General features: G+C 71.7%; 12 protein-coding genes. 8 read left to right on the forward strand and 4 right to left on the reverse strand.

Annotated features, from left to right (window positions below):
• Positions 1–104: 104 nt before the first annotated feature.
• Positions 105–854 (forward strand): trypsin-like serine protease, encoded by a 750-nt coding sequence (locus VI078_00085; protein ID HEY5997684.1) that lies wholly within the window; start codon positions 105–107, stop codon positions 852–854.
• An 83-nt stretch (positions 855–937) separates the two neighbouring features.
• Positions 938–1,339, forward strand: coding sequence for a carboxypeptidase regulatory-like domain-containing protein (locus VI078_00090; protein HEY5997685.1), 402 nt, complete (start codon positions 938–940; stop codon positions 1,337–1,339).
• Between the two features lie 21 nt (positions 1,340–1,360).
• Here the strand turns inward: VI078_00090 and VI078_00095 are convergent, their stop codons facing one another.
• The gene (locus tag VI078_00095) at positions 1,361–2,485 is read right to left on the reverse strand and encodes a glycosyltransferase (GenBank protein HEY5997686.1); all 1,125 of its coding nucleotides are present in this window, start codon (positions 2,483–2,485) and stop codon (positions 1,361–1,363) included.
• Positions 2,486–2,495: 10 nt separating this feature from the next.
• Positions 2,496–2,834, reverse strand: coding sequence for a PilZ domain-containing protein (locus VI078_00100; protein HEY5997687.1), 339 nt, complete (start codon positions 2,832–2,834; stop codon positions 2,496–2,498).
• 142 nt (positions 2,835–2,976) lie between these two features.
• Between VI078_00100 and VI078_00105 the strand changes: the two genes are divergently transcribed.
• Positions 2,977–4,440, forward strand: coding sequence for a diguanylate cyclase (locus VI078_00105; GenBank protein HEY5997688.1), 1,464 nt, complete (start codon positions 2,977–2,979; stop codon positions 4,438–4,440).
• On the opposite strand, the gene VI078_00110 is transcribed toward VI078_00105, so the two are convergent.
• Both VI078_00110 and VI078_00115 read right to left on the reverse strand, forming a co-directional pair.
• Positions 4,437–5,186: a DUF1847 domain-containing protein gene (locus tag VI078_00110; GenBank protein ID HEY5997689.1), complete on the reverse strand. Its 750-nt coding sequence runs from the start codon at positions 5,184–5,186 to the stop codon at positions 4,437–4,439. The genes VI078_00105 and VI078_00110 overlap by 4 nt on opposite strands.
• The gene (locus VI078_00115) at positions 5,183–7,777 is read right to left on the reverse strand and encodes a PEP/pyruvate-binding domain-containing protein (GenBank protein ID HEY5997690.1); all 2,595 of its coding nucleotides are present in this window, start codon (positions 7,775–7,777) and stop codon (positions 5,183–5,185) included. Before VI078_00115 ends, VI078_00110 begins: the two co-directional genes overlap by 4 nt.
• A gap of 182 nt (positions 7,778–7,959) precedes the next feature.
• Between VI078_00115 and VI078_00120 the strand changes: the two genes are divergently transcribed.
• From VI078_00120 to VI078_00140, 5 genes are all read left to right on the forward strand, one after another.
• Positions 7,960–8,721 (forward strand): GntR family transcriptional regulator, encoded by a 762-nt coding sequence (locus VI078_00120; protein HEY5997691.1) that lies wholly within the window; start codon positions 7,960–7,962, stop codon positions 8,719–8,721.
• A gap of 29 nt (positions 8,722–8,750) precedes the next feature.
• Complete coding sequence (locus VI078_00125; GenBank protein HEY5997692.1) at positions 8,751–9,218, forward strand: CBS domain-containing protein; 468 nt, start codon at positions 8,751–8,753, stop codon at positions 9,216–9,218.
• Between the two features lie 10 nt (positions 9,219–9,228).
• The gene (locus VI078_00130; protein ID HEY5997693.1) at positions 9,229–10,335 is read left to right on the forward strand and encodes an ATP-binding protein; all 1,107 of its coding nucleotides are present in this window, start codon (positions 9,229–9,231) and stop codon (positions 10,333–10,335) included.
• The gene (locus VI078_00135) at positions 10,325–10,714 is read left to right on the forward strand and encodes a response regulator (protein HEY5997694.1); all 390 of its coding nucleotides are present in this window, start codon (positions 10,325–10,327) and stop codon (positions 10,712–10,714) included. The genes VI078_00130 and VI078_00135 overlap by 11 nt, the downstream gene beginning before the upstream one ends.
• Positions 10,701–11,023: hypothetical protein (locus tag VI078_00140; protein ID HEY5997695.1), on the forward strand; the 323-nt coding region annotated here is incomplete at its 3' end. The genes VI078_00135 and VI078_00140, both read left to right, overlap by 14 nt.

The raw sequence follows: 11,023 nt of genomic DNA on the forward strand, positions 1-11,023 counted from the left end.
CGGCGGAGGCGACGTTCACCGCCAGCTACCCGAGCAGGGGCTCGGGGATGCTGGCGGCGGGCGGGGTAACGCAGATCCCCGAGGCAGAGTTGAACGTGCCCACGATGGATGAACACCTGGGCCTCCAGACCGAGTCCATCATCGGCGTCGACAGCCGCCTTCGGGTCGGCACCACGACGACGTACCCGAGCCGGGCGATCGTCTATCTCTACGTGGTCTTCCCGAATACTGCCGCGTACTCGTGCACCGGCTGGATGATCGGTCCCCGCACGGTTGCGACCGCCGGCCACTGCGTCTACAGTGCCGGCGACGGCGGCTGGGCCACCAGCATCAAGGCCTACCCAGGCCGCAACGGCTCGACAGCACCCTACGGCTACCGCTGGGGTTATCGCGTCTTCAGCCCCCCGGGCTGGACCGGCTCGGCCAGCCAGTTCTACGACTACGGGGCGATCCAGCTCGCCGGGACGGCGATCGGCAACACCACCGGCTGGTTCGGCTTCCGGTGGCAGACCAGCAACTCTTTCCCCGGCTACTTCACGGTGCGCGGCTACCCGGGCGACAAGATCGGTACGCTCGCCGCCACCATGTGGACCATGAACGGGGCCGTGCTGGCAGGGGGTACCCCGACCACGACGTACGGCAAGAAGCTGTGGTACCTGATGGACACCTACGGCGGGCAGAGCGGCTCACCGATCTACCAGACATGGGGGGGGCAGTGCTGCTACGGCGTCGGCATCCACGCCTATGGTGCGGCCGCATGGCCCGGCCCGACGCCGCCGTACAACAGCGGGACTAGGATTACCTCGGCGGTCTTCGCCAACTTGCTCAACTGGAGGAATTGGGTCTACCCGTAGCGCGGCCGGATCCGAACGGGGCCCCCGTCCCGCAGGTAGCGGGGCGGGGGCTCTTGCGCTTACAGACCCGAGGGGAGGACACGATGGATGGCGCGCGGCACATCCTGGGGCTGGCCGCCCTCGCGGCGGGGCTACTCATGGCGGTCAACGCGCGTGCGGGCGCAGGCGATGAGCCTGTGTCCGACGGGGGGGCGACCCGCCGGCCTCCCGTGCGCGCCTTCGTCGGCGTCAGGGGCGTCGTCACCGACACCGCCGGCGCTCCGCTGGCCGAGGTGGGCATCGCGGTGACCGCCGGCACGAGCCCCGTGCCGGAAATGCTGCGCCTGACCGCCCCGGACGGCAGCTACTCCTGGCCGCTTCCCCCCGGGACATACTCCCTGACCGCCAGCCCCACTCTGGGCGGCTATCGCCCGCAGACGTTGGAGGTGACGGTGCCGGAGGGCGGGACCGCGCGGCTGGACTTCCAGCTTCAAGCCGAGCCCTGAGACACGCGGGCGGCGCGCCGATCAGGCCCGGCCGCAGACCCGCTCGATCTCACGCGCGGTCGCCCCGGCCAGCGCGCCTACCGGAAACTCCTGGACGATGCGCTCCCGGCAGCGGGCGCCGCGCGCCCGCCGATCGTCCGCCGGCTCGGCCAGCAGCCTGAGCAGACCCCCCGCGAGGGCGGCCGGGTCCTCCGGGGGGACGACGATCCCCTCGGCGCCGACGATGCGCGCCGCGTCGCCGACGTCCGTGACCACGCACGGCACGCCGCAGGCCATGGCCTCGCCGACGACGTTCGGGAAGCCCTCACCGCGCGAGGAGAGCGCCAGCACGTCGAGCGCCCCGTACACCGCGGGCATGTCGGAACGGGCGCCGGCCCACACCAGCGCCCGCTCCAATCCCAGTTGCGCCGCCAGCGCGCGCAGCCCCTCGGCGTGCGGCGTCGAGCCCTCCCCGACGCAGACGAACCGGGCGCCGGGATCTTCCCGCAGCACGAGCGCCGCCGCGCGGAGGAAGGTCCCGTGGTCCTTCATCGGGTCCAGCCGGCCGACGATTCCGGCGAGCCGCGCGCCGGGATTGACCCCCCACTCGGCCCGCACGCGGCGCCGGCCTTCCGGGTCCGGGCGAAAGCGGCCGGTGTCGATCCCGTTGGAGACGACCGCGGCGTTGCGCCGCGAGAACCCCCGCGACAGCGCGTAGTCGCGGCCGGCGAAGGAGTTGTAGATGACCAGGTCCGCCGCGCGCGACGCCATCGCCGCCATGCGCCAGACCCGCGCCTCGGAACGGGCATAGCGCGTGAAATCCATGTAGGAGGAGCGCACGCCGAAGACGACCTTCGCCCCGCCGAGGCGGCCGCCAGCCAGCGCGTAGAGATTGGCGATGTCGAGCGAGCCGTAGATCGCGTCGATGCGCGCGCCGCGGATCAGGCGCACCAGCCGCGCGAGCGGGCCGGCGAGGTCCCAGGGGCCGGTCTTGCCGAGGGAGACGAGCCGGACGCCGGGAAGCGCCCCGACCGCGGCACGCAGGGGACCGCGGTCGTAGAGCACCGCCACGGTGATGTCGAAACGCGATCGGTCCAGCCCGCCCGCGAGCTCGACCAGCTGCCGTTCCGCCCCGCCGGCCTCGAGGGACCGCGCCAGCAGGAGCAACCGCAGCGGCTCAGACGCCGACGTGCCGCCCGATGGCCCGCCGGACCGCGGTGCTCTGGTCAACGAACCTGCCGCCGACTTCGAAGCCGGCCCGCCCCGGCAGCTCGCGGACCCACGCCGTCCTCCCGAACGAGCGCACCGGCTGTTCGCCGGGGACGATCAGCTCGAGCAGGAGGCCCGCCTTCGGGCGCAGGCCGCCGGTGCACTGGAAGCGCAAGCCGTCCAGGCTCAGGTCGCGGACGTTTCCCTCGCGGTAGCCGTTCTTGCCGGCGACCGGGATGACGCGGTAGCGCATCGGGAAGACGCGGTTGACGCGCGGCGAGCGGCGGCGTTCCCCGTTGGCGTTCATGGCGCCCACTATCCCTTACCGTCTCGCGCCTTGTCAACGGGCAACTTGCTTTCCATCCCCGCACGCCGGCATTGACAAGACCGCGGGAATGCTTGAGAATTCTTTCGGCAACGAGCAGCGGACCCGGAGGAGCTTCTCAGCCATGCCAAACGCCCAGTCGCGCGCCGCGCGCAGGACCATCGGCGAGTTCGAGCGCGACATCGATGATCTCGCCGCCGGCGTCACGGACCTCGGGCGCTGCCTGCCGGCCTTCGCGGCCACGCTCTCGACGTTTCTCGAAGGCGCCGACGTGACCCTCCACCTCTACGAGGAGGAGGACGACGAGATGATCCTGCGGGGCGCGACGCGCAGGATCTCGTTTTCCGGCGAGCCGCCGCGGTTCGCCGCCGAGGGCTCGGTCCCGGGCCTGGCGATGGCCGAGCGCCGCATCGTCTCGCTCACCGAGGACCCCCGCGCCCCCGGCGGGAAGCTCCGCGCCGAGGAGCACATCGTCCCGCTCGCGGCGGGGAACCGTCCGCTCGGCACGGTGACGGTTGCCCGCGTGGCGGCCGAGTCGATCTCGCCGGTGCGCCTGGACCGCGCCCGGCGCGGCATCCTGCGCTTCGCCGAGGCGCTCGCGAAGGCCCGCGACGAGGAGATCCTCTCCCGCCGGATGAACCGCCTCTCGGCGATCAACGAGTTCGGCGTCATCCTCGTTTCCACGCTCGGCCTCGAGGAGGTGCCGGCGCTCGCGACGGCGATGACCTCCTTCATCATGGGGTCCGAGGGGTGCGTGCTGCGGCTGCGCGACGCGAAGACCGGCCAGAGCGCCGTCAAGGACGCGCACGGCCTGCGCGACGCCGCCTCGAGCCGCGAGATCCTGCGGCTGGAGGCCCGCGCCGCGGAGGCGGTGCTGCGCAGCGGCAAGCCCCTGCTCGTGCGGGACGCCGCGCGCGACGAGCGCTTCAGCGACTGCGCGGAGCGGGTGCGGACCTTCATCTGCTCGCCGCTTGCCGGCGCGGAGGGGACGATCGGGACCCTCACGCTCTTCAACAAGGACCCCGGCAGCGCGCTCGTGCCGCCCCGCTTCGGCCCGGACGACCAGGAGGTGCTCCTGCACCTGGTGCGCTACGTCGAGAAGGCGATCGCGAACGCCACCCTGCTGGCGCGGACCCGCGAGCTCTCCGAGCGCGACGAGCTGACCGGCCTCCCCGACCGCGCGAGCTTCCGCTCGCGGCTGCTCTCGGAGATCAGCCGCGCCCGCCGCTTCCAGCTGCGCATCTCGCTGGTCATCTGCGAGGTGCTCCCCCCCGCTCCGGAGACCGCCGGCAACGGCGCCATGGAGGAGATGGTGCGCAGCGCCGCCCAGGCGATCCGCACCGCGCTGCGCGACTACGACACCGTCGCCCGGATCTCCGACCGCGCGTTCGGCATCATTCTGCCGCAGATGCAGAACGGGGCGGCGAGCCCGATCGCGCGGATCCAGGCGGCGATCGAGAAGGAGATCGAAGCGCACCGCGCCGCGACCACGGCCCCCCAGGTGCGGGTGCGCTTCTCGCACGCGAGCTTCCCGGACGACGGCACGAGCGGCGAGCAGATCCTCTCGCGGCTCGAGCAGCCGGGCTAGGGCTCCCGCCCCTCCCCGTCCGGCACGACCAGCGGCACCTTCTGGAGCCTCTTGTAATAGAAGTGCTGCCCGTAGAGGACCGCGACCGGGTTGTGGCCGGTGACCCGGTCCTTGCAGACGAGCGTCGTCACCGGCGCACGCGAGTGCTTCGCGAAGAGCATGTCGTGGCCGACGCACAGCCCGACGATGACGTTCACGTCGGTGCCGGCGCGGTTGCACAGCTCGGCCTGCGCGATCGGGTTGCAGGCCGGCTCGAAGGTGCCGGGGCGCACCTTGTCGTGCTCCGCGAGCCCGAGGCGCAGCTTGTCGATGCTGCCGGCCTTGCAGCAGACCGAGAGCGGCTCGAGCCCCTGCGCCGCGAGGATGCGCGAGAGCTCCTCCGTCTCGCTCAGCAGGCCGATGCAGGTGGCGATGCCGACCTTGCGCCAGCCCATGAGCTTGGCGAGCGCGATCGTGTCCTCGACGCGGGTCCAGCGGGCCGTCACGGTGCCGGTGCCGGGGGTCTTCTCGTAGCAGAGCCCCTCGACCCGGCCCGCCGCCAGCGCGAGACGCGCGTCCTCGCCGTCGCCGGCGTACGTCGCGAACGCCGCCTCGATGAGATCCGCGTCCGTGCCCCCGGGGCAGTGCGCCGGCCGCGGCGGTGCCGTGGCCGGGTCGCCGCTCCAGCAGTTGGTCGTGCCGGTCTTCGCCCACACGGCGCTGCAGCGGCCGCAGGCGAGCTTCCCGGGCGCCCTCTCGTCGCTCATTCCGCCGCCGATCCTAGCACTTCGCCGGTGGGCGGTACAGGCTCGCCGGCCGGCTTCAGGTGCTCGCGCACGAACTCGTCGCGGTACCAGTTGGTCACGGCGTCGTTGAACATGGCCATGTCCAGCTGCTTGGTGTAGGCGGTGAGCCGCCCGAGCGCCTCGAGCGTGCGCTCGAGCGCGGGACGGCGGTACTTGGCGGCCTGCGCGCGGATCACGTCCTCGGCCACCCGCACCTGGAAGTCCATGCTCGCGAGGATCTCGGCGATCAACCGCACGCGGCGAAGGCGCCGGTCGACCGCCGCGCCGCCGCCCTTGAAGAAGAAGCGCACGTAGTTGTCGTTGAGCCGCTCGCCGACCCAGGCCTCGACCTGCGAGAAATGGTAGCCGAGGCGGATCGAGAAGTTCATGTAGTTGGCGCCGACCAGCGCCAGGCTCTTCTCCGCGGTGCCGCGCAGCTCCTCCTCCGAGATCGTGGCCGTGTGCGCCATCATCCCGAGAAGGCCCTTCACGTCGGCGGCGCGCGGCTCCGGCCAGGTCATCGCGCGCATCCCCCGCAGCAGCGCCGCGAACGGCACCGAAAGGACCGCCTCGGGCTCCACGGCGCGGCCGCCGCGCGACGCGAGCCCCCCGCCGAGGTCCAGCAGGTGGATGGCGACCGGGATTCCCGCCCGCAGCACGACGGCCCGCGCGCCGCCCTCGCCGAGCCCCTCGCCGAGCGCGAACATGGCGTCCATCGCCTTCTCGTGCGCATAGCGGGTGATGTCGTGGAAGGTCCGGCAGGCGTCCGGGCGGAACCCCTCGCCCGACGGGTCCGTGAGGTGCAGCGGCGTGATCCGCTCGAGCGCCCGCCCGAGCGCCAGCAGCAGCGGCGTGCCCTCGAGCACCTCGCGGCGGCCGGCGGCGTGGCGCAGCAGCTCCTCCACGCGCCCCTCGTAGACGTTGCCGTTGAAGGCGTCGACGGTCACCTCGGCGCCCGGCTGGAGCACGGACGTCGCGCTCTCGGTGTCCAGCAGCGCCGGGACGCGGTACTCCCGCGCCAGCGAGGCCAGGTGACCCGTCGCCGAGCCGACGTCCGTGACCAGGGCCGCGGCGCGCGGGAGCGCCGCCGCCAGGCCGACGCCCGTGGTGCGCGCCACGAGCACCGCGCCCGCGGGAAAGTCAGCGGCCTCCGCGTCGGAGCGCACGAGCACGACGGGCCCGGCGCCGACGCCCTTGCAGGCCACGACGCCGCGCTCGATGAGGATGCGCCGCCCCGGCACCCGTCGCGGCGGGGCGGAGGCCGGCGTCGCGGCGATCAGCTGCAGCGGGCGCGACTGGAGGATCCAGAGCTTCCCGGCCCCGTCGAGCGCCCACTCCACGTCCTGCGGACGCCCGAAGTGCCGCTCGAGCGTGGCGCCGTGGCGGACCAACTCCGCGGCCTGGGCGTCGGTGAGGCAGGAGGCGGCCCGCTCGCCCTCGTCCACGGGCTCGCTGCGCACGCCGCCGGCGGCGTCCGCCACCTCGCGGACGGACTTTTCGACGATCCTGCGGCCGACCACCGCGCCGGTAGCCCGGTCGAGCGTGAAGGTGTCCGTGTGCGCCGCGCCTTCGACCACCGTCGTGCCGAGCCCCCAGGCGCCGTTGGCGATCATGACCTCGCGCCCCGGATCGAGCGGATCGCGGGTGTAGAGCACGCCCGCCGCGCGCGCCTCGACCATACGCATCACGCCCACCGCCATGGCCATCTCCTCCTCCGCGAAGCCCTTGGTGCGGTAGTAGAAGATGGCGCGCGGCGTGAAGAGGCTGCCGAGAACATCGCAGTAGCGGCGGAGCACCTGCGCAGCCGGCACGTTGAGGAAGGTTGCGTACTGCCCCGCGAAGCTGAACTCGCCGTCCTCCCAGACCGCGCTGCTGCGCACCGCGAGGCCCTGGGCTCCCCCGTCCGCGAGGTCGGCCGCGGCCGCGCTGATCGCGCCGGCGATCTCCGCCGGCAGCGGTGCCGCCGCGATGAGTGCACGGATCTCCTCGCTCGCCCGCTCCATGTCCTCGAGCGCGTCCACTCTGAGTCCCGCCAGCCGTGCGCGCACCTGGTCGAGGATGCCCGAGTCCGCCATGAAGCGCGCAAACGCCGCCGCCGTGACGACGAAGCCGGGAGGCACCGGCAGCGAGAGGTCGGCGGCGAGGCGTCCGAGGTGCCCCATCTTGCCGCCGGCGAGGTGCGCCGTCTCGGCGCTGATCTCGGCCAGGCGCAGCACCGGCGGCCCGCTTATGTCTATCCGCGCACCGCGCAGCGCTTCGTTCACCGCTGCGTCGATTGCCGCGTGCGCCCTGAGCAGGCCGGGATGGGGGCTACCCGTGAGCGTCTGCAGATGCTCGACGAGATGGCGCACATCGCCTGAGAGTCCCGCAACCGTCGTCCTGAGGTAGGCGCGATCGAACAGATACTCGCCGGAGCGTTTCTCTTCCAGATCCGCCATCGTCGCGAGCGCGGCGTTGTTTTCTTCGAGCAGGTGCTGGAATGCGGCGAGCTTCTCCGCGAGCGGATCCGGCGGGCCCGCGCCGCGGGCGCCCGGTTCGGCCCGTTTCCTGAAGAGATCGATCAGCTTTGCCACGCTGCCATTATAGGGCGTGTCGCGCTGATGCGAAATCCAACCTTCGTCCGCATCTTGCAGAATATTTTTATAATGATTGACTTCGCATTGTTATATAATTATAATGTTTGATGTGTTTCACAAATTCATGGTTATGAATATGGCCCGGTAATGGTGAACCATCGGGCCAAGAGAGGCAAGAAATGACGGGAATGGCGGACACGAAGACCCAGACGCAGGTTGACCGCGAGAACCCGCAGAAGCTCTACCTTCAGCTCTACGGGATCATCAAGGGGAAGATCGAGCGCGGCGAGTGGCCGGTCGAGTCGCAGATTCCGACCGAGGAGGAACTCTGCCGCCTCTTCGAGGTCAGCAAGGCGACGGTCAGGATCGCGGTGGCCGAGCTGGTGCGCGAGGGCTACCTGCGCCGCCACCAAGGCAAGGGGACCTTCGTCTGCAAGCGCGTGATCCCCGAGGGCCTCTCGATGCTCACGAGCTTCAAGGAGAACATGCTCGAGGCGGGGGTCGACTTCGAGACGCGGGTGCTCGCGCAGACCGTGATGATGCTGACCGACGACCTGGACCTCAAGCTCGACGTCGCCGAGGACAAGCACATCATCTACGTCAAGCGGGTGCGCCTCGTCGGCGAGGAGCCCGTGCTGCTCCAGGAGACGTACCTGCCGCACGCCGTGTGCCCGGCGCTGCTGGCCGAGACGCTCGAGGGCCAGCAGTCGGTGCTCGAGCTGCTCGAGCGGCTCTGCGCCGTGCGGGTGACCCGCGTGCGCGACTACATCGAGGTCATCGCGCTCGCGCCCGAGGAGGCCGACGTCCTCGGTCTCCCCGCCGGCTCCCCGGCGCTGCTGCTGGAGCAGTACTTCTACGCCGGCGAGTCGCAGGTCATGTACACTCGCTCCGTCAAGCGGCCGGAGCGGTTCCGGTTCTTCATCGAGTTCGAGCGCAAGTGACCCGCGGCAGCGTCAAAGGAGACAAAGCGATGGCAGCACCCGTCACCGTCCGGGAGATCATGGTCGACGTCTTCGAGTACCCCCACATCCCCTACTGGTTCACGCTGCGCCAGGCCGCGGGGATCGTGCGCAACACGCTGCTGCAGGGCGAGAAGCACGTCCAGCCGCTGATCGTCCTGGTCTTCGACGAGAAGTACAACCTCGTCGGCATGGCGAGCCTGCGCGAGATCATCAGGGGCCTCGAGCCGCTCTGGTCGGGCGCCGGGGCGGGCGGAACGGACGGCGGCAAGCCGCCGGCGGAGGCCCCGGTCGCGACCGTCATGCGCCAGGCGCAGGCGTTCCTCCCGCCGGAGGCCGCGGTGGCGGACGCGGCGCGCCTCATCGTCGAGCAGGGGCTCGAGCTGGTGCCGGTGCTCGAGGACGGCAAGAAGCTCATCGGCGTGGTCCGCTGGCAGGAGGTGTTCCGGGAGTGTTCCCGGCTGGCGCTCGGGGGGTGAGCTGCAGGTGGTGAGACTGAGCATTCACCAGCGGTTCTTCGCCGGCTTCGTCGCGGCGCTGGCCGGCGGCGCGCTCGTCGCCGTCCTCGCCTTTGCCGGGCTCGGCGAGGCCGGCACCGCAGCCGCGGCGCTCACGCTGGGGGTGCTGCTCTCGGCGGGCATCCTCGCCGCGCACCGGCTGGCGGCCCGGATCAGCTCGCCGCTGCGACAGCTCGAGGAGGCGATGCACCGGGTCGCCGAGGGCGACTTCTCCGCGGCCGCCCCGGGCCCGACCCACGACGCGGAGATCGCCTCGCTCGCGGCCTCCTTCACCCAGATGCGCGAGCGGCTCAAGGACACGATGATCTCCCTCGAGCTGGCGGTCGAGAACCTCCACGACAAGCAGGAGCAGCTCGTCGAGGTCGAGAAGCTCGCCTCGCTCGGGCGCGTCGCGGCCGGCGTCGCCCACGAGATCAACAACCCGCTGGCCGTCATCAACGAGAAGGCCGGGCTGCTCCAGGACTTCCTCGCCATCTCCGGCGACTTCGCGAACCGGGGGCGCTTCGGGCCGCTGCTCGAGGGGATCCTCGACAGCGTCAAGCGCTGCCGCGCGATCACCCACCGGCTCCTGGGCTTTGCGCGGCGCGTCGAGGTCACGGTCGAGCCGGTCGACCTGAACGCCGAGGTGCGCCGGGTCTGCGAGTACCTCGAGGGCGACCGCGGCGCCAAGGACGCGCGCCTCGAGCTGCATCTCGCCGCGGAGCTGCCGGTGGCGCACACCGACCGCATCGAGTTCGAGCAGGTGCTCGTGAACATCATCAAGAACGCGATCGACGCCGTGCGCCCCGGTGGCTGGATCGGCCTGACGACGCGCGCGAAGAACCAGCGCTGGCTGCAGGTCGTCGTCGCGGACAACGGCCCCGGCATCCCCCCCGAGCAGCTCAAGCGGCTGTTCGAGCCGTTCTTCACCACCAAGGAGAAGGGCAAGGGGACCGGTCTCGGCCTCTTCGTCTCGCGCGGCATCATGAAGAAGCTCGGCGGCCGGATCCTCGTCGAGAGCGCGGTGGGTGTCGGCACGAACTTCACCCTGGAGCTGCCCGTGCGCAACGTCGCCCAGGAGCTGCAAGATGCCACCTAAGGCGAAGGTCCTGCTCGTCGACGACGAGCGCGAGTTCGCGGAGGCCCTCGCCGAGCGCCTGCGGCTGCGCGGGTACGAGGCGCAGGCGGCGTTCTGCGCCGCCGCGGCCCTCGAGGCGGCGGCCGCCGCGCCCTTCGACGTGGTGCTCCTGGACCTCAACCTTCCCGGCGTGCGCGGCGTCGAGCTGCTGCTGCTGCTGCGACAGGCGCTGCCGCACGCCGAGGTCATCCTGCTCACCGGCCACCTCGACCTCGCCGACAAGATCGAGGGGGTGCGCCTGGACGCGTTCGGGACGCTCCTCAAGCCCGTGGAGCTGCCGGAGCTCATTGCCAAGATCGACGCCGCGCAGGCGAAACGGGTGGCGCATGCCGGGCACTGAGGCGGCCGTGGAGCGCGCGCTGCGCTCGTTCGCCGCGGCGGCCCTGGCGGAGGCCGCGCACGAGCTGAGCAACCGGCTCGCGACGATGCGCGAGACCGTGGGGCTGCTCGACGACCTGGCCCGCGCGGGCAAGGCCGGCGCCGCGGGCACGGCGCGGGCGCACGGCGCGCTCGACGACCAGGTCGCGCGCGCCCTGAATGTCGTGCGTACCCTCGCCAGCCTCGGCGGCGCCCTCGGCGGCGCGGACAGCTCGTTCGACGCGGCCGCCGCGGTGGGCGACCTGCTGGCGCTCACCGAGCGGCGCATGCA

Source organism: bacterium (assembly GCA_036524115.1).
Taxonomy (GTDB): Bacteria; JAUVQV01; JAUVQV01; order JAUVQV01; family DATDCY01; genus DATDCY01.